The following is a 20625-nucleotide window of genomic DNA, read 5'->3' as shown; positions in this document are numbered from 1 at the left end:
CGCCCGGGTCGGGCGCCGCATACGAGAACGGTGGTGCGCACCCATTGACGCCCCGAGGTCCGCCTCCCTAATCTCCATCCTCATACATGGATGACGTCTACATAGGGAGATGGCGTGAGTCTCGACACCGGTACGGAGGCCGCGGCGGACGCGGCGCGACGGCTGCGGAACGGGATGGCGGACGGCGTGCTGTCCTTCCCGCTGACCAGCTTCCACCAGGACGGATCCTTCGACCCGGACGGCTTCCGCGGCTATGTGGCGGAGCGGCTCGCCGCCGCCCCCGGCGCCGTCTTCCCGGCCTGCGGCACCGGTGAGTTCTTCTCCCTGGACGAGGACGAGTACCGGCAGGTCGTCTCGATCACCGTCGAGGAGGCCGCCGGCCGCCTCCCGGTCGTGGCGGGCACCGGCTACGGCTGGGCGCAGGCCGCCCGGTTCGCCCGTATCGCCGAGGAGGCGGGCGCCGACGCGCTCCTCGTCCTGCCGCACTACCTCACCGCCGCCCCGCAGGACGGACTCGTCGCCCAGCTCCAGCACATCGCCGCCCGCACCCGGCTCCCGCTCATCGCCTACCAGCGCGGCCAGGTCGCCTACACCGCCGACTCGCTCCGCCGCATCGCCCGCATCCCCGGTGTCATCGGCGTGAAGGACGGCCACAGCGACCTCGACCGCCTCCAGCGCCTCACCCTCGCCGCCCCCGACGGCTTCCTGTTCTTCAACGGCGCCGCCACCGCGGAGATCCAGGCCCGCGCCTACGCCACGGTCGGCGTCCCCGCCTACTCCTCCGCCGTCCACGCCTTCGCCCCCGAGATCGCGAACGCCTTCTTCGCCGCCCTGCGCGACGGGGACAACGGCGCCGTCGACACGCTGCTGCGCGACTTCTACGTCCCTCTCGTCGAACTCCGTGACCGCGTCCCCGGATACGCCGTGTCGCTGGTGAAGGCCGCGGCCCGGCTGCGCGGACTCCCCGTCGGCCCCGTACGCGCCCCGCTCACCGACCCGACGTCCACCGACCTGGGCGACCTGAAGACCCTGCTCACCACCGGCCTCGACCTCGTAGGAGCCTCCCTGTGACCCGCGACCTGACCATCACGGACGTGACGCTGACCCCGATCCTGGTCGCGGACCCGCCGCTGCTGAACACCGCCGGTATCCACCAGCCGTACACCCCGCGCCTGATCGTGGAGGTGTTCACCGCCGACGGGACCACCGGCCTCGGCGAGACCTACGGCGACACCAAGTACCTGGAGCTGGCCCGTCCCCTCGCCGAGCAGCTGGTCGGCCGCCAGATCAGCGACCTCAACGGCCTGTTCGGCGCGGCCGACGAGGTCGCCGTCGACGCCTCCCGGGTCACCGGCCAGGTCGACGTCGGCGGCCTGCGCGGTGTCCAGACCGCCGACAAGCTGCGCCTCTCCGTCGTCTCCGCCTTCGAGGTCGCCTGCCTCGACGCTCTCGGCAAGGCGCTCGGCCTGCCGGTGCACGCGCTGCTCGGCGGCAAGGTGCGGGACGCGGTCGAGTACAGCGCCTACCTCTTCTACAAGCGGTCCGGCGAGAACGACACCTGGGGCGCCGCCCTCGACCCCGCCGGGATCGTCGAGCAGGCCCGCACCTTCACCGAGCGCTACGGCTTCACCTCCTTCAAGCTCAAGGGCGGCGTCTTCCCCCCGGACGAGGAGGTCGCCGCGGTCAAGGCGCTCGCCGCCGCCTTCCCCGGCCACCCGCTGCGGCTCGACCCCAACGGCGCGTGGTCCGTGGAGACCTCCCTCAAGGTGGCCGAGGAGCTCCGGGACGTCCTGGAGTACCTGGAGGACCCGGCCACCGGGGTCCCCGCGATGGCCGAGGTCGCCGCGAAGTCCGGCGTACCGCTCGCCACCAACATGTGCGTGACGACCTTCGACGAGATCAAGGACGCCTTCACCCAGGGCGCCGTACAGGTCGTCCTCTCCGACCACCACTACTGGGGCGGCCTCCGCAACACCCAGCAACTGGCGGCCATCTGCCGTGCGTTCGGCGTCGGGGTGTCGATGCACTCCAACACCCACCTCGGCATCAGCCTCGCCGCCATGACCCAGGTGGCGGCCACCGTCCCCAACCTCCACCACGCCTGCGACTCCCACTACCCCTGGCAGTCGGAGGACGTCCTCACCGAGCGGCTCACCTTCGACGGCGGAAAGGTCGCCGTCTCCGACGCGCCCGGTCTCGGGGTCGCACTCGACCGCGAGAAGCTGGCGTTCCTCCACCAGCGGTGGCTCGACGACGACGGCACGTACAAGGACCGCGACGACGCGGCCGCGATGCGCCTCACCGACCCGCAGTGGACCACCCCGGCCGTACCCCGCTGGTAACCGTCCCCCACCTGCCCGATCCCACCGCGTCCGACGGTGGACAGCCGCCGCCGCGCGAGCGGCGGCGGTCCGGCCGCACAAAGGAGTGCCGCTCGTGCCCGCAGCTCCCCCCACCCCCGAAGTCCAGCACCCACCGGCCGTCAGCTCGGCGATCCACAAGATCTTCCGCCGTGTGGTGCCCCTCTTCTTCGTGATGTTCGTCGCGAACTACATGGACCGCGTCAACCTCGGCTTCGCCCAGGACCAGCTCCGCGCCGACGTCGGCCTGTCCGCCGCCGCGTTCGGACTCGGCGCGGGCATCTTCTTCATCGCGTACGCCATCTTCGAGGTCCCCTCCAACATGCTCATGGAGCGGTTCGGGGCCAAGGTGTGGCTCACCCGCATCATGATCAGCTGGGGCGTCGTCGCCACCGCGATGGCCTTCGTCAACAGCCCCGGCATGTTCTACGCGCTGCGCTTCCTGCTCGGCGTCGCCGAGGCCGGCTTCTTCCCCGCCGTCATCTACTACTTCAGCCGCTGGCTGCCCGACTCCCACCGCGGCCGCGCCACCTCGGTCTTCCTGATGGGCTCCGGCACGGCGACCGTCATCGTCGGCCCGATCTCGGGGGCGCTGCTGGAGATGCACGGCCTCTGGGGCCACTCCGGCTGGCAGTGGATGTTCTTCGTCGAGGGCGTCTTCTCCGTCGTGCTCGGCTTCGTCGTCTACCGCTACCTCGACTCCGGCATCGAGCAGGCGACCTGGCTGACCGACGAGGAGAAGGCCGGCCTCGTCACCGCCATCGACGCCGAACAGGACGCCCGGGACGCCCAGCGCGGCACCAAGGCACGGGTCTCCCGCTGGAAGCTGCTCGCCGACCCCCAGATGCTGCTCTTCCTGTGGATCTACTTCGCGATCAACGTCGCCCTGTACGCGGTGACGTTCTGGCTGCCGTCGATCGTCGACGACATCGGCGGCCTGAGCGACCTCCAGGCCGGATTCCTGACGTCCGTTCCGTGGATCTGCGCCATCGCCGCCGTGTACGTCAGCGGGCGGATCTCGGACCGCATCGGCAAACGGCGGCCGGTCCTGGTGGTGCTGCTCCTCATCGGCGGCTGCGGCACCCTGCTCGCGGTCTTCGTCTCACCCTGGGTCGGCCTGGGCGCGCTCTGTCTGGCCGCGGTGGGCTTCAAGCCCGCCTCGCCCGTCTTCTGGACGATCCCGCAGAGCTACCTCGACGCACGGGCCGCCGCCCCCGGCATCGCGCTGATCAACTCCATAGGCAACCTCGGCGGGTTCGTCGCCCCCACCGCCTTCGGGATCATCGAGGACACCACCGGCTCGACGAAGGGCGGGCTCGTCGGCCTCACCGTCGTCGGCTTCCTGGCCGCCCTCAGCGTGCTGCTGGTGCGCGGCGGCGGCCGCAACGACCGCGTCCGCGTCCGTACGTCGAAGGGGGCCGCCGCCCCCGCACCGGAGGAGTCTCCCGGCGTGGCCCGGTCCGTGCGGCCAGGCACCGGAGCCGCCTGACAGGGGCGGGACGACGAGCGGCCTACGCCGTGACCGTGAGCCGGGCCGCGCGGGTGCCCAGGGAGGACGGCCCCGTCTCCACCGCGAACTCGCCCGGCTCCACCGCCCATTCACCCGCGTACGTGTACGAGGCAAGGGTCCGCCCGTCCACCGGGAAGGTGACCTCGGTGCTCCCGCCCGGCGCCAGCTCCACCCGGACGAAGCCGCGCAGTTCACGCACCCGGGGCCACGCGGTCCCGCCCAGCACCCGGCGCACGTACAGCTGGACGGTCTCCCGCACCGGCCTGCCACCCGTGTTGGTGACACGGACCGTGCAGCTCAGCGGCTGCGTCCCGTCGCCGAAGCGGTCCACCGCCACGGACGGCAGGGACAGCCGGGGCGTGCCGTACTCGACCGTCGTGTACGACAGGCCGTGGCCGAACGGATGGACGGGCGTGGCGGGCTGGTCGACGTAACCCCGGTAGCCGTGGTCCTTGCCGTTGTAGAACACCGGGAGCTGGGCGGCCGAGCGGGGTACGGAGACGGGCAGCCGCCCCTGGGGTTCCGCCGCGCCGAACAGCACGTCCGCGACCGCCCTGCCTCCCCACGGGCCGGGATACCAGGCGCTCAGCACCGCCGCCGCCCGGCCGGTGAGGTCCGGCAGGGCGTGCGGCCGGCCCTGGACCAGCACCACGACCACCGGCGTCCCGGTCGCGGCGACCGCGTCCAGCAGGGCCGACTGGCCCTCCGGCAGGGCGAGTCCGGCCAGGTCGACGCCCTCGCCGCAGGTCATCTCCACCGGGTTCCCCGAGGTGACGACGGCCGCGCCGTTGGCGTCGAAGCGCGCACCGGACTCCCGTGCGCTCGACCCGCCGAGGACCAGCACCGCCACATCCGCGCCCGCCGCCGACGCCACCGCCCCGGGCAGCCCCGAGAGGTCGCCGCCGACGAGTCCGCAGCCCCGGGCGTACGTGACGTCCGTGCATCCGGGCGCCGCCGCCCGGATGCCGGCCAGCACGCTGGCGCCCGTACCGGGCCGCTGCGGCGCGGTGTAGTCGCCGGTCTGCTGCGGCACGGAGTCCGCGTTCGGCCCGATGACAGCGATCCTCCCGAGGCGGCGGCCGGCCAGCGGCAGCGTCACCCCGTCGTGAGCGAGGAGGGTGACCGACTCACGGGCGACACGCTCACTGAGTCGCTCCACGGGCGTGGGGTCCTCCGCCTCGCGGACGCCGGTGTACGGGCGCTCGAAGAGGCCGAGCCGGAACTTCAGCGCCAGGACGCGTCCGACCGCCGTGTCGAGCGTGGACTCCTCGACCAGCCCCCGCCGGACCGCCTCCGCCAGCCGGGGGTAGCAGTCGTCCCACAGGCTCAGATCGGTCCCGGCCCGCAGCGCCAGCGCCCCGGCCGCCACCGGATCGCCCGCCAGCCGCACCAGGCGGTCGATCGCGAGCCCGTCGGCCATCACCAGGCCGCCGAAACCCCACCGCTCCCGCAGGATCCCGGTCAGCAGCTGGTGACTGGCCGCGCACGGCACGCCGTCGAACTCGTTGTACGCCGCCATCACGCCCGCCGCCCCGGCCCGTACGCCCGCCAGCGCCGCCACGAGATGGATCTCGTGCAGCTCCCGCGCGCCCAGCTCGGTGGCCGCGCTGTTGCGTCCGCCGACCGTGGCCCCCTGCCCGGCGAAGTGCTTGAGCACGACGGCCGCACGGTCCGGCCCGATGCGGTCCCCGGCCGGACCCTGCACCCCCCGCACCAGCGCCTCTGTGAACCGCGCCGCCAGATACGGGTCCTCCCCGAAGCACTCCTCCGCGCGGCCCCAGCGCGGATCCCGCACCAGGTCGAGTGCCGAGACCAGCGCGACATGGCCGCCCCGCGCCCGGAGCTGCCCCGCGGCGAGCGCCGCGGCCTCCTCGTACAGCTCCGGGTTCCAGGTGGCGCCGACCGCCAGGTTCACCGGCAGCACCGTCCCGTCCAGGGCCTGGAGGCCGTGCGGCATCTCCTCGACCAGCAGGACGGGGATGCCGAGCCTGGTGTTCTCGACGACGTGCCGCTGCACCGCGTCCGAGACCCGCGCCCCGTCCGCCGCGCCGATACCGGTCTCCGCCGTCACCCCGGACCACGGGTCGGCGCGCTGGAGCCCGTACAGCGCGCCCATCCCGTCACAGGCCGCCACCTCCGCACGGAACGCGTCCGTCAGCCGGTGGCCGGACGGGGTGCGCTCGTACGCGTCCCAGCCGTACATCCGCTGGTTGACCTGGCCCACCTTCTCGGTGAGCGTCATCCGCGACAGCAGATCACGCACCCGGTCGGCGACGGGCGCCTCCGGGTCGCGGAACAAGGGCTCGGACATCGGGCGGCTCCTCAAAGGGGTGGGGCGGTCAGCGCAGTTCGAGGACGCGCACGCCGTACGGGGCGAGAGTCACGTCCCGCACCGGGTCCCCGCCGGTCAGCTCACGCAGCTCCCCGCCCGCCGAAGGGCGTACGGTCAGCTCCTCGCCGGACTGGCTCACCAGCCACACGAACCGCGCCCCGTCCTCGCGGACCAGGGTGTCGGCACTGACGTACGGGGTGTCCACCGTCACCGGCCGTGCCGCACCCGCGAGTTCGGCGAGCGCCGCGTACAGCCGGTGGGTCTGCTCCGGGTTGGCACGGGCCGTACGGGCCGCCATGTGCTCCAGCGGATAGGTGGCCAGGACCGTGCGGCCCGCGCCCGTCTCGTAGCGCAGAAGGGCGGGGCGCCCGTGCGCGTCGGTGGCGACGACCCGCGCCCCGTCCGGGACGACCGGCAGATAGGCGCGGCTGTCCTCGTTGCCCGCGACCGGGAAGGTCAGCACCTCACCGGCGGCTATCGAACCGAAGTCCTCGGTGAACGTCATCTCCAGCACGTCGTCCTCGATCGGCTCGGCGACCCCGTACGACAGCTGGAGCTCCACGCCGAACAGCCCGTCGAGGTCGTGGAACCAGGGCCCGCGCGTCGTCGGGTACTCACCCGAGCAGAACGACAGGTACACCGTCGCGCCTGCCTTCGCCCGCTCCTCCAGCGCGCGCCGGGTGCGGGTGGTCAGCTGGCGGGTCGACGGCAGCAGATACAGGGAGGCGTCGTCCGGCAGCCCGTCGGCCTCCCGGGCGAACGCCACCGGCAGGTCGGCGCCGCGCGCCGCCACATACCCCTGGTGCAGCGAGGTGAAGATCAGCGGGCGGTCGGCCGGCCGGCTGTACGGGTAGCCGCGCTCCAGGAAGGCGGGCACGACGAGGGCCGCGTCCGCGTCCGTACGGCGGCAGCGAGGGAAGTCGACCTGCTCCAGGACCTTCGCGAAGGCGGCCAGCTCACGCAGCGGTTCCTTCGGGCGCCCGGCGCTGTCGGTGATCCCGAAGTGCATCTCGAAGGGGTGGTGGTCGTACGGCGACTGCTCCCACAGGTCGTCGTAGTCCGTGTTGTTCCAGGCCATCCAGCCGGTGGCGCCGCCGAGCAGCGAGTTGTGCAGGGTCTGCCGGTAGAAGATCCCGGCGTTCGCGGCCGAGACCGTGTCGGTGGAGAGCCCGAACTCCTCCAGGACGACCGGCTGACCGGTGACGGCGGCCAGTTCGCACTCGAAGGCGGCCCGGTAGTGCTGGCGCGGCCGGTCCGTGTCGGAGCGGTAGACGTGCGGCCCGACGAAATCGACGTACTCGGCGGTCTCCCGCAGCGAGAAGCCGTTGTCGCGGCCCGTCACCTCGATGCCCCACGCGCCGTCGCCGAGCGACACCGGCTGGGTGCCGCCCGCCGCGCGCACCGCGTCGCACATGAACTGTGCCCAGGCGGTGACGACATCGCTCGACGGCGGGTCGACCTGGTAGATCCGGCCGTAGCCGGGCATCTCGTTGGTGATCAGCCAGCCCGTGACGGCCGGGTGGTCCTTGAAGCGGCGGGTCATCTGGGAGACGAACCACGCCTGCCGGCCGACGAGCCACACGTCCTCGTACAGATCGCGGTCCCCGCGCCAGGCCGGGTCCCAGTTCTCGCCCGACATGTGGCCGACGATGAAGGTGGGGACCGTGCCCATGCCCAGCTCGTGGTGGGCGTCCAGGAAGTCACGGAAGCGGTCGCAGAGTTCCTCGTCGATCCGGCCGGGCTCCGGGTGGAAGTCGGGCCAGTAGAAGAAGGACCGGGTCATGTTCAGACCGTGCTCCCGGAGCACGGCCAGCTCCTCGCGCACCGTCCTCGGCTCGTAGTTCCGCCACATCAGCGGACCGCCGGTGCGGGACCAGAAGTTGGCGCCGAGCCACGGGAGGACGGCGGAGTCGTGGGTGAGCTGGGCGCTGTGGCGTCGCATGGTGTTTCTGGGTCCTCTTCGCTGTGCGGGGGTGCCGGTCGGTGCGGCGGGTTCAGGTGGGGGGTGTCAGCGGGCCGGTCGATTCCCGTACGACCAGCCGGGGGCGGCCGTCGAGCACCGGCGGGGGCACGTCCTCGCCGCAGCCGGCGAGCAGGGTGCGGGCGGCGGCGGCGCCGACGCGCTGCACCTGCTGGTCGACGGTGGTGAGCCGGGGGTGGACCCAGCGGCCGAGCGAGAGATTGTCGTAACCGACCACCGACAGGTCGCCGGGCACCCGGAGCCCGGCGCGCTGCGCCGTGCCGATGCCGCAGACGGCCATGGAGTCGTTGGGGAACACGAGGGCCGTCGGCCGGCCGGGCAGCGCGAGCAGCTCCTCGGTGACATCGACGGCGGCCCGCTCGGTGAAGTCGCTGTGCCGTACGGCGACGGGCGCCAGCCCCGCCTCGGCCAGGGCCTCCTCGAAGGCGTGCAACCTCAGCCGGGTGTGCAGCAGTTCGGCCGGACCCGCGATGTAGGCGACGCGCCGGTGGCCGAGCTCCAGCAGGTGGGCGACGGCCTCCTTGATGCCCGCGCCCTGCTGCCCCAGCCCCACCCGGGGCACGGGCGAGGCGGCGTCGGGGGAGCCCAGCAGCACGGCGGGCAGCCCGAGGCCCCGCAGCAGCTCCGGGCGCGGGTCGTCGGCGCGGGCGTCGGTCAGCACGGCGCCGTCGATCCGGCCCTCCGCGACCAGCCGCTCGTACAGCGCGCTCTCCTGAGCGATGTCCGCGACCAGGTGGAGCAGCAGACCGTAACCGCGCGGCGCGAGTTCGCCCTCCAGACCGGTGATCAGCTCGCTGAAGTGCGGGTCGGAGCCCAGCACATCGGTGGGCCGCCGGACGACGAGCGCGATCGTACGGGTACGGGCCCGGCGCAGCGCCGTCGCGGAGGCGCTGGGGGACCAGCCCAGTTCGGTGGCCGCGTCCAGGACCCGGCGGCGGGTGGCCTCCGAGATCCGGCCGGTGCCGTTGACGGCCTGGGAGACCGCCGCGGTCGACACCCCCGCGGCGGCGGCCACGGCCTTGATCGTGGGACGTACAGCCGTACGACCCTCCAGACGCTTGTTCACATCTTCACCGCCCCGCTCACGAGAGCCTGCTGCATCCGCTTCTGGAGCACGGTGTAGACCGCCCAGACCGGGACCAGGGTCAGCACCGTGCCCGCCGTAAGGATGCCGTAGTCCGTACCGGTCAGGGACTTGAGCGTGGGGAGGGCGACCTGCACGGTCCGCTGCTCGGGGTCGGGGCCGATGATGACGAGCGAGTAGAGGTACTCGTTCCAGAACGTCAGGAAGTTCAGCAGCAGGATCGTGGCGATCCCCGGCATGCACATGGGTGTGTACACGTGCCGCAGGACCGCGAAGGTGGACGCGCCGTCCATGCGCGCCGCCTCCTCCATCTCGCGCGGGATGGTCCGCATGAACTGCACCAGGATCACCACGGACAGCGGCATCGCCGTGGCCGGCAGGAACAGCACCATGAACGCCCGGGTGTGGAACAGCCCGGTGGCGGCGGCCAGCAGGAACGTGGGGAACAGCGCGGCGAACGTGGGGATCAGGAAGCCCAGCGAGAACACCCGCTCCACCAGCGCCCCGACACGTCCCTCCGTACGGGCGATGGCGAAGGCGGCCGGTATCGCGAGGGCCAGGGTGAGCACCAGCGCCAGCACGGTGACCAGCATCGAGTTGAGGACGGCCGGGCCGAGGTGCGCGGAGGAGAACGACTCGGTGAAGTTGGTGGTGGAGAGGGAGGTGGGCAGGGAGAACGGGCTGCCGAAGATCTGGTCGTTCGTCTTGAACGCCGAGACCAGCAGGTAGTAGAGGGGGACGACCAGCAGCACCATGTACAGCCACGCGAAGATGTGCGCCGGCAGCCAGGACCTTCCGAACTTCATGGGACCGCTCCGATCAGTAGTTCTGGCGGAAGACGCGACGGATGGTCAGCAGCCCGGCGAGGCCGACCAGGAAGAGGACCACGCCGACGGTCTGGCTGTAGCCGAGATCGGCCGCGATGAACGCCTTCTGGTAGACGAGGAAGGACAGCGTCGTCGACGAGCTGCCGGGACCGCCCTGGGTGAGCAGCAGGACGTTCTGCGCGGAGCCGAACAGCGTCCAGAGGAACTGGAGCATCGTCACGACGCCCACGAAGTCCCGGATGACGGGGAAGTGGATGCGCCACATGGCCCGCCAGTGCCCGGCGCCGTCGAGCTGGGCGGCCTCACCGATCTCGTCCGGGACGCTGCCGAGCCGGGCCGCGAACAGCACGGCGGTGAACCCGATGCCGCTCCACACGTCGAGGACGATGAGGGAGCCCAGCGCGGTGGACGGCGAGGCGAGCCAGGCGTCGGTGAGCGAGCCGAGACCGGCCTTGTCCAGGGCGCCGTTGAGCAGGCCGTCCGGGGAGAGGACCGCGTAGAACACCATCGCCTTGGCGGGGGTGGAGATCAGCCCGGGGATGAAGAGCAGATAGCGCAGGACACGGTGGCCCGGCGGCTTCTGGGCGACGTAGTACCCGAGCATGTACGCGCCGACGATCATCAGCGGCAGCGCCACGGCGAGCTGTACGGCGGTGTTGCGCACCGCGTCCCAGAAGACCGGGTCGTCCAGGACGGCCCGGACGTTGCCGGTCCCGGCGAACGAGACCGGCTGGAGCATCCCGGGCCAGTGCAGGGCCGCGATGACGAAGATGGCGACCAGCGGGCCGACCATGAAGACGAGGTACCAGACCAGCGCGGGCACGGCGAGGACGGTCCCGCCCTGCGTGCGGCGCTTGGTGGTGGTGGAGGCGGACGGCGGGGGAGGGACCGGCCCGTGGACCGAGGCCCCGCCCGGGGCGGACGAGAGCATCGTCATAGGAGGACTCGCAAGGACTCGGGCGCGCGGTCAGGCCGTGCGGTAGGCGGATTCCAGGGCGGAGCGCACGGAGGCCGCGCTCGTGCCCCGGGTGAAGGCGGTGCTGGTCGCGGTGATCAGCGGCTGGGTGGCCGTCGGGGGGACGTACAGGTCGGGCAGGAGCGCCTGGCCGACCCGGTCGCCGAGCTGCTGGGCCTCGGCCACCAGCGGGAAGTCCTTGCTGACGGTGTCCGTGACGAGCGCCATGTCCCGGCCGCTCTCGGTGATGAAGCGGGACACCACGTCGGGGCGGTACATGAAGCGGAGGAACTTCTCGACGGTGGAGATCTTCTTGGTGCCGTTGGGGCTGACCCAGAAGCCGATCAGGGTGTACGAGCGCAGGATGGTCGGCTTCTCGTGGGCGGCGCCCGGCGCCAGCGGCCAGCCGCCGATCTCGGTGTGCCCGGCGGCCTTCGCGGGGACCTTGGCCAGCGCGGAGGACATCGCGGACTGGATGGCCGCTGCCTCCGTGTTGTACTGCGTGGTCATCGTGTCGGAGGTCAGGCCCTGCGCCTTGTCGGCGAAGACACCGGCGTCCCGCAGGTCCACGAAGTAGTCGATGCCCGCGCGCGCTCCCCGGCTCCCGCTGAAGTCCCCGCTCGTGTAGACCTGCCGGGCCTCCTCCGGGGTGAGGAAGGTCTGGATGATCTGGGCGAGCAGCTTCTGACCCGTCCAGTCGTTGCCGCCGACGGTGACCGGCGCGATGCCCTTGGCCCGCAGCTTCCGCGCGGCGCCGATGAGCTGGTCCCCGGTGGTGGGGACGGAGCCGACGCCGGCCCGGTCGAGCAGATGGGTGTTGTAGGCGACGGGCCAGTTGGTGGCGAAGTACGGGAAGGCGCGGATCCTGCCCTTGCCGTCGGTCCACTCCGTGAGGGCGGCGGGCAGGACCCGGTCGCGCAGCCCCCAGTCGTCGAGATAGCCCTTCACATCGACGGTGGCGCCGACGTCGGTCCAGGCCAGCGTCTTGTCGTACAGGTTGACCATGACCACGTCCGGCTCCTTACGGGCCAGCCGTGAGGTCTCGTACACCTGGGGGAGGTCGTCGCCGTTGACGAGGTTCTTGACCCGGATCCCCGGGTTCTCCTTCTCGAACGCCTTCACGACGGCGGTGTACGTGGCGGAGCCCGGCGCGGTGGTCCCGAGCTGGGTGTGGACGAGCAGGGTGCCGGGGTCGGAATCGGCCGAGGCGAGCGTGGAACAGCCGGACATTGCGGGGAGCGCGGTAGCGGCGGCGAGGCCGGAACCAGCAGCCAGGAAACCGCGCCGACTCAGGGGTGAGCGCACAGCGGGATGTCTCCAACCAGGACGTGAAACCGGGGTGGTTAATCGATGTACCAGCAGGTTGCGAGAAACTTAGGGGCGCATGGCGGAACGGTCAACCCCCGGTTGCACATGCTGGAAGGTCCGACATTTCGGGCATGGGTGAAGGGATGGCCCCGGCACGGGTATTGATCCGAAGATCGTTCTGTTGGAGGCTGAGGCATGCAGAATCAGCCGACCTTCGTCCTGGTCCACGGGGCCTTCGCGAACTCGTTCTCGTTCGCACCGCTGCAAGCCGAACTCGCCCTGCTCGGGCACCGATCGGTCGCCCTCGACCTTCCCGGTCACGGTTTCGAGGCGACCTTCCCGGCGGCCTACCAGGCCCCGCAGGACCTCGACGCCCTCGCCGCCGCACCGGGGAGCATCAAGGGCGTCATGCTCGCGGACAACGTGGCCCGCGTGACCGAAGTCCTCGAACGCGCCAAGCGGAACGGACCCACCGTCCTCGTCGCCCACAGCAGGGGCGGCTGCACGGCCACCGCCGTCGCCAACGCCCGGCCCGAGCTGATCGACCGGATCGTCTACGTCTCGGCCTGGTGCCCCGTCGATCTGGACGTGGCCGGTTACTACGCCGAGCCGGAGATGGCGGACGTCGACCCGGGAGGCTTCGCCGCCGCACTCGTCGGAAACCCGGCCGAACTGGGCCTGCTCCGCACCAACTTCCGCACCGCCGACCCCGCGACGCTCGATGCGTTCAAGCAGGCGTTCGCCGCCGACCTCACCGACGACGAGTTCCGGACCTTCCTGAACACCTTCCAGCCCGACGAGAACCTCGACGCCGGCACGCCCGACGACCGTGCCCAGGCCGCGACCTGGGGCCGGATCCCCCGGACCTATGTGCGCCTGGCCGCCGACGCCAGCCTGCCGCCCGCCGTGCAGGACCGCATGATCCTCGAGGCCGACGCGCTCACTCCGGACAACTCCTTCGACGTACGGACGCTGGAGGGCAGCCACCTGCGCTGGCTGGTCCACCCGAGGCCCGCGGCGGAGGTGCTGGCAAGCCTGGCGGGGAACTGACACCTGCCGGCGGGCGGCCGGGGGAAGTCGGCCGGGACCGAAGGGTTGACCTGGGCCAAAGGGTTGACCTGGGCCGAAGGGTGGCCTCGGCCGAAGGGTCCGCCAGGAGCCCCATCGGCCTGCGCCGGGCCGGGCGGCCGGCTCGGGCCGAACGGTCCGCCAGGAGCCCATCGGCCTGGCAGGTCCTACGCCCAGGAGTGAACGCCCACGAGCTCCTCGGAGATCTCCCAGATACGCCGCGCGTCCTCGGTGCCGCGCAGCCGGCCGTACAGCTTCTGCTCCGCCGGAGGGCCGCCCAGGTGCCCCGGCCCGCTCGGCCCGTAGAACCCGCCGCCCACCGCGCCGGGTGACGTGGCGGCGTGGAGGGCCGGCAGCTGGGCCGTACGCACCGTGCCGACGACGATGCCGCGGGCGGACAGGGCGCGGATCAGGCGCACTCCCAGGGTGTCCTGGGCGCGGCCGACCTCGGGGCGGGCGGCGAGCAGGCTCGTGGGTGCGACGCCCGGGTGGGCGAGGTTGCTCGTGATGCCCCAGCCCGCGGCTTTGCTGCGCCGGTCGAGTTCGAGGCCGAAGAGGCCGAGTGCGATCTTCGACTGGCTGTAGGCACGCATGCCGTTGTACGAACGCTCCCAGTTCAGGTCGTCCCAGTGGATGGCGTGGCGGTTCGCCGCGATGCTGATCTGGGACGTCACCCGGGCCCGGCCGGCGCGCAGCAGCGGCAGCAGATGGTTGACCAGGGCGAAGTGGCCCAGATGGTTGGTGCCGAACTGCAGCTCGAAGCCGTCCGCCGTCGTCTGCCGGTCGGGCGGGGTCATGACGCCGGCGTTGTTGACGAGGAGGTGTACGGGGCGGTCCTCCTCCAGCAGGCTCCGGCCGAGCTCCGCGACGGAGGCGAGCGAGGAGAGGTCGAGCGCGCGGAGCGAGACGTCCGCGCCGGGGATCCGCTCCCGGATCCTGGCGACTGCCCCTTCACCCTTACGCGGATTACGGACCGGCATGACGACCTCCGCGCCGGCGGCGGCCAGGCGCGTGGCGATGCCGAGCCCGATCCCGTCGCTCGCCCCGGTGACGACGGCGCGCCGCCCGGTCAGGTCGGGAACGGTGATGTCGATGTCCTGCCGTGTCATGTGCGTACTCCTTGCACTCCCTGACGATGTCCTTGCTTCCCACCGTGACGCCGACGGCCGGACCTATCCAGGGACTCCCGATCCACTGATACGCGCGGCCGGGCGGCGACCGGCCAGCACGCCCAGGCGGCGACCGGCCGGCACGCCCTGCACGGGGACACGCCTGGCTCCGCCCTGTTCTGTCCGCGACGCGCCGCTCTGCCTGCGACGCGCCGCCGTAGAGGGGGATCGACGATCCGTGGATGAGCGCCGGTGAACGCGCTAGAAAGGACGCGTACGAGAGGGAGAGCACGCATGGAGATCGACCGGCCCGGACTCGCGGCGTTCCTGCGCCGCCGACGGGAACTGCTGCAACCCGAGGACGTCGGCCTGCCGCGCGGACAGCGGCGACGCACCGGCGGGCTGCGCCGCGAGGAGGTCGCCGAGCTCTGCCACATGTCGACCGACTACTACGCCCGGCTGGAGCGCGAGCGCGGTCCGCAGCCGTCCGAGCCGATGATCGCCTCGATCGCGCAGGGGCTGCACCTCTCCCTCGACGAGCGGGACCACCTGTTCCGCCTCGCCGGCCACACCCCGCCCGTCCGGGGCACGGGCACCCTCGACGAGCACATCAGCCCCGGACTGCTGCGCATCCTCGACCGGCTGGGCGACACCCCCGCGGAGGTCGTCACCGAGCTCGGGGAGACCCTGCGGCAGACTCCGCTCGGCACCGCCCTCACCGGCGACACGACCCGCTACACGGGCCCGGCGCGGAGCATCGGCTACCGCTGGTTCACCGACCCGGCCACACGCGCGCTCTACGCGCAGGCGGACCACGCGTTCCTCTCCCGGATGTTCGCGTCCGGCCTGCGCGAGATGACGGCTCTCCGGGGCCCCGGCTCCCGGGCCGCCCACTACGCCGAGCTGCTACGCACGCGGAGCGAAGAATTCCGCGACCTGTGGGACACGCAGGAGGTCGGCGTCCGGCCCCGCAGCGTCAAGCGCTTCCTCCACCCGGAGGTCGGCGCCCTCGAACTCAACTGCCAGACCCTCCTCGACCCGGACCAGTCGCACCGCCTGCTCGTCTACACCGCGGCCCCAGGCAGCGAGAGCCACGACAACCTGCGCCTGCTGGTGGTGCTCGGGCCGCAGGCGGTGCGCTGACCCGCCGGGCCCGTATCCCGGATCAGGAGTCGAGTACGGCGGCGACGCCTTCGATCTCCACGAGCTGGTCGGCGTAGCCGAGGACGGTGACGCCGAGCAACGTGCTCGGGACGTCGTGGTCGCCGAACGTGTCCCGGACCACCTGCCAGGCGGCCACCAGGTCTTCCTGCCGTGTGGACGCCACCAGCACGCGCGTACTGATGACGTCCTCCAGACCGGCGCCCGCCGCAGCGAGCGCGGTCTTCATGTTCTCCAGGGCCTTCGCCGCCTGTCCGGCGTAGTCGCCGACGGCCGCGGTCGACCCGTCCTCGTTCAGCGGGCACGCCCCGGCGAGGAAGATCAGCCGTGCGTCGGCGGGTGCGGTGGCGGCGTAGGCGTACTCGGCCACGTCGGAGAGGGCGGTGGAACGGATGAGCGTGACGGCGCGGGGCATGGCATCCAAGTCCTGGCGTGTGGGCGGGATATCGCATGTCTAGCAGAATCCTGCCGGGGCGCCCTCCCTATTTTCTCCGGCCGCCGCGCATGCCTACGCTGCCGGGACGGGTGATGTGCGGAAGCGCGACCGGGCCGCGGCGTCGTCGGATTCCGATCCTGAAGCCGAGGAGAGGCGCCGAGGCGGTTCCCGCGCACCTCGGGCCGCCGCGGATGTTCACGTGCGGTGCGGGTTCAACCGTCTGATCGGCTTCCCCGCCTGGTGAAGCGCCGTAGCCCCCTTCGGGTGGGCGCGAGAGGCGTGTCCTCGGGGGCGACCTGGACCTGAGCTGCGGTCAGGGCCGCTGCGGGGGCGGGGGTTCCGACGTACGGGCTGCCCCGTTCGATCCGGGCCCGGACGGTCTGGGCCATGGCGTGGTGGGACGGTTCCCGCAGCAAGCCCGCCGCGGACAGCCGCTCCCACATGTGCAGCAGTTCCTGCCCCCTGGTCGCCACCTGGGTCTCGTCCCGTAGCCGTTGCCACGCCGCTGTGGCACGGGCCACCTCGGGCACGGCCCGGTGCAGATCACTGCCGCAGCGGATGCGCGCGACGGTCAGCGCGAGGCCGGTGGAGGTCGTGTAGTCGCCGCGGCGATAGGCGAGGTAGGCCTCGATCGCCCGGGCCTCCAGCGACAGTTCGTCCTCCGCGCCCCGGCGTAGTGTCAGGTGCTCCCGCAGCGCGGCGGCGAGGACGAACGCGGCGTGCAGTTCCTCGCGCTGCGCGTGCTGGATGATCCGCTCGACGCGGGCGAGCGGAGGGAACGCCTTCTCCTCGGCGGTGGTCCGCTCGCGTCCGGGCGGCAGGTCCTCCTCCTCGCCGATGGTCCGGCTGGAGCCGTCGGGATGCACCCGGAGCCGCGCCACCTGCCGCACGCTGCGGTCGATGACGGTCGCCGCCACCGGAGCCCCCAGGGTGCGGGCGAACATGGCCACTGCGTCGAGAATCGCCTCGTTGGGCGGGCGGGTGCCGCCCATCGCCAGCAGGTGGCCGTTGACCACCGTCGACCCGTCGTCCGCCACGTAGGCGTCGAGACGGATCAGCGGTTGTGCGCTGAGGGCGGGGAGGTTTCCCTTGTCACGGGGCGTCAGTGAGTGAGGCATTCGCTCAGACTCCGGGTCGGACCACACCGAGGACGGCCGTGCAGGAAGCCGGTGCAATCGTGCGCCCGGGCCGTGGAACATGAACCATGGGGTTCGCCTCCGAAGTACATGTCCACGTGCGTGGCGTCATTCTAATAGATGATCAGGTCGCCGGGCCGGGCAAATGAGAGAGCGGCCCTGGCGGCATCGCACGGCACGCGCCCGGCCGGTCATCTCCGCCGCAGCGCGAACCACAGCTCCGTCCGTACGTCCATGTCGTCCAGGTCCGCGTCCAGCAGCGTCGCGCACCGGGCGATGCGCTGGCGGACCGTGTTGCGGTGGACCTTGAGGGCTACCGCCGTGCGGTCCCAGCTGCCGTGGAGGCCCAGCCAGCAGCGCAGTGTCTCGGCCAGGGGTTCGGTGAGGGGGGCGAGCAGGGTGCGGGCGTGGGCCTCGGCGCGGTCGGGCGGGATTAGTGCGGCCAGGCCCCCGGTGCCGGGGCGGTGCGTGGACAGCGGGGTGCGGGTCGCCTCCGCGTGGCCCAGGGCGCGGGACGCCTGGGTGTCGGCGTCGGGCAGGGCGGAGACCGGGGCGGGCCCGGAGACGCCGAGGGTCCAGCCGGGCTGCGGGGTCACCGGCTCGTGGGGGCCGGGGAGCAGGACCCGTACGGTCTCGCGGTCCACGTCCGAGAGGGCGGAGCCCAGGGCGGCACCGAGCGCACCGGCGTTCAGCGGACCGGCCGGGGTGCCGTCGGCGCGGCGGGCGTGGATCACCGTCCAGGGGGCACCGTCACCCAGTAGCGGGGCCACGTCCTGAGGGGCCGCGCCCAGCAGCAGGCGTACGAGCGCCGCCGAGCGGCCGGCGGCGTCGGCGCCCTGGTGCGGGGCGGTCAGCAGGGAGAGCAGGACGACGGCGATGCCCGCGACGGTGTGGTCGCCGGAGTCGCGCCGGGGTGTCGCCAGGACGAGGGCGAGTCCCTGCCCGCCGCCCAGCGCGTACGCGAAGAGGTGGGTGCCGGCCCGCGTGTCGGTCGCCGACGAGGGGCTCGGCTTACGGCCGGGGCCGGCGGCGGGCGGTGTGGCACCAGGAGGCATGACACCAGGCATGACACCAGGCGCGGCGCTCGGGGCGTGGCCCGTGGGGCCTGAGGGCGCGGACGGGGCGGAGGAGGCGGAAGGGGCCACCACCCGGGCCAGCCGGGCCAGGGCCGTCTGCACATCCGGTGCCGGGCGCCCGCCCGCCGCGTGCAGTACCCCGCCGTCCGCCGTGAGGAGCGCGACCCGGCCCTCCAGCTGCACGGCGAGCTGCCGCAGCACCGCGGGCACCGGGTCCGGGCGGGCGGCCGCCGTCGCCAGGGCCTGCTGCGCCCGGGTCACCCGGCGCAGCTCGCGGTGGCGCGCCTCGGCCATCAGCCGCCACACCGCCCGGGCGACCGCGGTGAACCGGGTCTCCGGCGGCACCTCCAGCAGCGGCAGCCCGTGCCGGTCGCACGCCTCGACCAGGGCGGCCGGAACCGTGTCGTACACCGGCGCCACCCCGAAGCCGAGCGCCGCCGCCCCCGCCTGCACCAGCCGGGCCACATAGGTGTCCGGGTCCGTGAGCTGCACCCCGGCGGTCAGCAGCAGTTCACCGCCGAGCAGATACGGATACGGGTCCGCCATCTCCGAGGTGTGCACCCACAGCAGATCCGCCTGCTCGGGGCCGGCGATCCGGTGCAGCCCCAGCTCCTCCCGCGCCAGCAGCTCGGCCAGCGGAACGGGCGGGGAGGGAGGCCCGGCGGGGGAGTCCGGCATGGACGATCCATCCATTCGACGAGGTGAGGATGGAGGAAACGTACACTTCAGCGTCGGCTTCCGGCCACCTACCGTCTTCATCACCACCCGACCCCCCGGAAACGAGACGGAGGAAAGCTCATGGCTGTCGACTACGCGGTGATCGTGGTCTATCTGGCCGGCATGCTCGCCATGGGCTGGTGGGGCATGCGCCGCGCCAAGTCCAAGAGCGAGTTCCTGGTCGCCGGACGGCGGCTCGGCCCCTGGATGTACTCCGGCACCATGGCCGCGATCGTCCTCGGCGGTGCCTCGACGATCGGCGGCGTGGGCCTCGGTTACCAGTACGGGCTCTCCGGTGCCTGGATGGTCTTCACGATCGGCCTCGGGCTGCTCGCCCTGTCCGTCTTCTTCTCCGCGCGCATCGCCCGGCTGAAGGTCTACACCGTCTCCGAGATGCTCGACCTGCGCTACGGCGGCCGGGCCGGGGTCATCTCCGGCGTCGTCATGTGGGCGTACACGCTGATGCTCGCGGTCACCTCGACCATCGCGTACGCCACCATCTTCGACGTCCTGTTCGACGTGAACCGGACCGTGGCGATCATCCTGGGCGGCACCATCGTCGTCGCGTACTCGACGCTCGGCGGCATGTGGTCGATCACGATCACCGACATGGTGCAGTTCGTCGTCAAGACCATCGGCGTCCTGCTCCTGCTCCTGCCGATCGCCGTGATCAAGGCCGGCGGCTTCAGCGAGATGAAGGCGAAGCTGCCCACCGAGTACTTCGACCCGCTGGGCATCGGCGGCGAGACGATCTTCACGTACGTCCTGATCTACACCTTCGGCATGCTGATCGGCCAGGACATCTGGCAGCGCGTGTTCACCGCCCGCAGCGACAGCACGGCACGCTGGGGCGGCACCGTTGCCGGTACGTACTGTCTGGTCTACGCCGTCGCCGGGGCCGTCATCGGCACGGCCGCCAAGGTGATGTACCCGAAGCTGCCCAGCGCCGACGCCGCCTTCGCGACGATCGTGAAGGACGAACTGCCGGTCGGTGTACGCGGGCTGGTGCTGGCCGCCGCGCTCGCCGCGGTGATGTCCACCTCCTCCGGTGCCCTGATCGCCTGCGCGACCGTGGCCAACAACGACATCTGGTCGCGGCTGCGGGGCGTGGTCGCCAAGGGCGGCGGCGAGGAGCGCGACGAGGTGAGGGGGAACCGGGCGTTCATCCTCATCATGGGCGTTGCCGTCATCGTGATCGCCATCGCGCTCAACGACGTCGTCGAGGCGCTGACCGTCGCCTACAACCTGCTCGTCGGCGGGCTGCTGGTACCGATCCTCGGCGGCCTGCTCTGGCGCCGGGGCACCGCTGCGGGGGCCCTCGCGGCCGTGGCCGTCGGCGGGATCGCGGTGATCGGGCTGATGGGCGCGTACGGGATCCTCGCCAACCAGCCCGTCTACTACGGCCTGCTCGCCTCCCTCGCGGTGTACGTCGCCGTCTCGCTGGCCACGAAGCCGACGGACCCGGCCGTGCTCGCCGCCTGGCGTGAGCGCCTGGCCGGACGCGGGACCGAGGAACCGGCCACCCCGGACCCGGTCACCGTCTGACCGGCGACCGTCTGACCGCC

The 20625-nt window shown here is 72.2% G+C and carries 16 protein-coding genes; 6 read left to right on the top strand and 10 right to left on the bottom strand.

Translation table 11 applies throughout. The features are described 5' to 3' along the window. Nucleotides 1–174: 174 nt before the first annotated feature. The 3 genes from JKV81_RS20760 to JKV81_RS20750 all read left to right on the top strand — a co-directional run bounded on the left by JKV81_RS20760 (nt 175) and on the right by JKV81_RS20750 (nt 3849). Nucleotides 175–1071 (top strand): 5-dehydro-4-deoxyglucarate dehydratase, encoded by an 897-nt coding sequence (locus tag JKV81_RS20760; RefSeq protein ID WP_236057315.1) that lies wholly within the window; start codon nt 175–177, stop codon nt 1069–1071. Continuing rightward, the gene (locus JKV81_RS20755) at nt 1068–2342 is read left to right on the top strand and encodes a glucarate dehydratase family protein (protein WP_129263200.1); all 1275 of its coding nucleotides are present in this window, start codon (nt 1068–1070) and stop codon (nt 2340–2342) included. The genes JKV81_RS20760 and JKV81_RS20755 overlap by 4 nt, the downstream gene beginning before the upstream one ends. Before the next feature lie 172 nt (nt 2343–2514). Then, nucleotides 2515–3849, top strand: coding sequence for an MFS transporter (locus JKV81_RS20750; RefSeq protein ID WP_372444226.1), 1335 nt, complete (start codon nt 2515–2517; stop codon nt 3847–3849). A gap of 22 nt (nt 3850–3871) precedes the next feature. Here the strand turns inward: JKV81_RS20750 and JKV81_RS20745 are convergent, their stop codons facing one another. Genes JKV81_RS20745 through JKV81_RS20720 form a run of 6 tightly spaced genes read right to left on the bottom strand, consistent with a single transcriptional unit; the run spans nt 3872 to nt 12354 of the window. After that, nucleotides 3872–6181: a glycoside hydrolase family 3 N-terminal domain-containing protein gene (locus JKV81_RS20745; protein WP_129263198.1), complete on the bottom strand. Its 2310-nt coding sequence runs from the start codon at nt 6179–6181 to the stop codon at nt 3872–3874. A gap of 28 nt (nt 6182–6209) precedes the next feature. Beyond that, nucleotides 6210–8144 (bottom strand): glycoside hydrolase 5 family protein, encoded by a 1935-nt coding sequence (locus JKV81_RS20740; protein WP_202077141.1) that lies wholly within the window; start codon nt 8142–8144, stop codon nt 6210–6212. Between the two features lie 52 nt (nt 8145–8196). Continuing rightward, complete coding sequence (locus tag JKV81_RS20735) at nt 8197–9249, bottom strand: LacI family DNA-binding transcriptional regulator (protein ID WP_202077140.1); 1053 nt, start codon at nt 9247–9249, stop codon at nt 8197–8199. Continuing rightward, nucleotides 9246–10073 carry a carbohydrate ABC transporter permease gene (locus tag JKV81_RS20730; RefSeq protein WP_099172717.1) on the bottom strand — a complete coding sequence of 276 codons (828 nt, stop codon included), beginning with the start codon at nt 10071–10073 and terminating at the stop codon, nt 9246–9248. The genes JKV81_RS20735 and JKV81_RS20730 overlap by 4 nt, the downstream gene beginning before the upstream one ends. A gap of 13 nt (nt 10074–10086) precedes the next feature. Continuing rightward, nucleotides 10087–11031 (bottom strand): carbohydrate ABC transporter permease, encoded by a 945-nt coding sequence (locus JKV81_RS20725; protein WP_129263192.1) that lies wholly within the window; start codon nt 11029–11031, stop codon nt 10087–10089. 30 nt (nt 11032–11061) lie between these two features. Beyond that, nucleotides 11062–12354 carry an ABC transporter substrate-binding protein gene (locus JKV81_RS20720; RefSeq protein ID WP_202077138.1) on the bottom strand — a complete coding sequence of 431 codons (1293 nt, stop codon included), beginning with the start codon at nt 12352–12354 and terminating at the stop codon, nt 11062–11064. Between the two features lie 198 nt (nt 12355–12552). Here JKV81_RS20720 and JKV81_RS20715 point away from each other — a divergent pair, with 198 nt between their 5' ends. After that, nucleotides 12553–13407 (top strand): alpha/beta fold hydrolase, encoded by an 855-nt coding sequence (locus JKV81_RS20715; RefSeq protein WP_202077136.1) that lies wholly within the window; start codon nt 12553–12555, stop codon nt 13405–13407. 185 nt (nt 13408–13592) lie between these two features. Here the strand turns inward: JKV81_RS20715 and JKV81_RS20710 are convergent, their stop codons facing one another. After that, a complete protein-coding gene (locus JKV81_RS20710) occupies nt 13593–14534 on the bottom strand; it encodes an SDR family oxidoreductase (protein WP_129263186.1) in 942 nt (313 codons plus the stop codon). Between the two features lie 294 nt (nt 14535–14828). Here JKV81_RS20710 and JKV81_RS20705 point away from each other — a divergent pair, with 294 nt between their 5' ends. After that, nucleotides 14829–15677: a helix-turn-helix transcriptional regulator gene (locus JKV81_RS20705; protein WP_202077134.1), complete on the top strand. Its 849-nt coding sequence runs from the start codon at nt 14829–14831 to the stop codon at nt 15675–15677. Nucleotides 15678–15699: 22 nt separating this feature from the next. Here JKV81_RS20705 and JKV81_RS20700 read toward each other — a convergent pair whose 3' ends face one another. The 3 genes from JKV81_RS20700 to JKV81_RS20690 all read right to left on the bottom strand — a co-directional run bounded on the left by JKV81_RS20700 (nt 15700) and on the right by JKV81_RS20690 (nt 19021). After that, on the bottom strand, nt 15700–16110 hold the full coding sequence (locus tag JKV81_RS20700; RefSeq protein ID WP_129263182.1) for a RidA family protein: 411 nt from the start codon (nt 16108–16110) through the stop codon (nt 15700–15702). Between the two features lie 233 nt (nt 16111–16343). Further along, the gene (locus JKV81_RS20695) at nt 16344–17249 is read right to left on the bottom strand and encodes a hypothetical protein (RefSeq protein WP_202077133.1); all 906 of its coding nucleotides are present in this window, start codon (nt 17247–17249) and stop codon (nt 16344–16346) included. Between the two features lie 209 nt (nt 17250–17458). Continuing rightward, the gene (locus JKV81_RS20690) at nt 17459–19021 is read right to left on the bottom strand and encodes a PucR family transcriptional regulator (protein ID WP_202077131.1); all 1563 of its coding nucleotides are present in this window, start codon (nt 19019–19021) and stop codon (nt 17459–17461) included. Nucleotides 19022–19141: 120 nt separating this feature from the next. Here JKV81_RS20690 and JKV81_RS20685 point away from each other — a divergent pair, with 120 nt between their 5' ends. Then, nucleotides 19142–20605, top strand: coding sequence for a sodium:solute symporter family protein (locus JKV81_RS20685; RefSeq protein WP_202077129.1), 1464 nt, complete (start codon nt 19142–19144; stop codon nt 20603–20605). Nucleotides 20606–20625: the final 20 nt, after the last annotated feature.

Source organism: Streptomyces silvae (assembly GCF_016745505.1).
GTDB lineage: Bacteria > Actinomycetota > Actinomycetes > Streptomycetales > Streptomycetaceae > Streptomyces > Streptomyces silvae.
This window is presented reverse-complemented; position numbering and strand designations above follow the sequence as displayed.

Coding starts and splice junctions, on each gene's coding strand:
- JKV81_RS20690 (WP_202077131.1), bottom strand. CDS start 19,021: ATGCCGGACTCCCCCGCCGGGCCTCCCTCCCCGCCCGTTCCGCTGGCC.
- JKV81_RS20740 (WP_202077141.1), bottom strand. CDS start 8,144: ATGCGACGCCACAGCGCCCAGCTCACCCACGACTCCGCCGTCCTCCCG.
- JKV81_RS20685 (WP_202077129.1), top strand. CDS start 19,142: ATGGCTGTCGACTACGCGGTGATCGTGGTCTATCTGGCCGGCATGCTC.
- JKV81_RS20730 (WP_099172717.1), bottom strand. CDS start 10,073: ATGAAGTTCGGAAGGTCCTGGCTGCCGGCGCACATCTTCGCGTGGCTG.
- JKV81_RS20745 (WP_129263198.1), bottom strand. CDS start 6,181: ATGTCCGAGCCCTTGTTCCGCGACCCGGAGGCGCCCGTCGCCGACCGG.
- JKV81_RS20695 (WP_202077133.1), bottom strand. CDS start 17,249: ATGCCTCACTCACTGACGCCCCGTGACAAGGGAAACCTCCCCGCCCTC.
- JKV81_RS20715 (WP_202077136.1), top strand. CDS start 12,553: ATGCAGAATCAGCCGACCTTCGTCCTGGTCCACGGGGCCTTCGCGAAC.
- JKV81_RS20705 (WP_202077134.1), top strand. CDS start 14,829: ATGGAGATCGACCGGCCCGGACTCGCGGCGTTCCTGCGCCGCCGACGG.
- JKV81_RS20710 (WP_129263186.1), bottom strand. CDS start 14,534: ATGACACGGCAGGACATCGACATCACCGTTCCCGACCTGACCGGGCGG.
- JKV81_RS20725 (WP_129263192.1), bottom strand. CDS start 11,031: ATGACGATGCTCTCGTCCGCCCCGGGCGGGGCCTCGGTCCACGGGCCG.
- JKV81_RS20700 (WP_129263182.1), bottom strand. CDS start 16,110: ATGCCCCGCGCCGTCACGCTCATCCGTTCCACCGCCCTCTCCGACGTG.
- JKV81_RS20760 (WP_236057315.1), top strand. CDS start 175: ATGGCGGACGGCGTGCTGTCCTTCCCGCTGACCAGCTTCCACCAGGAC.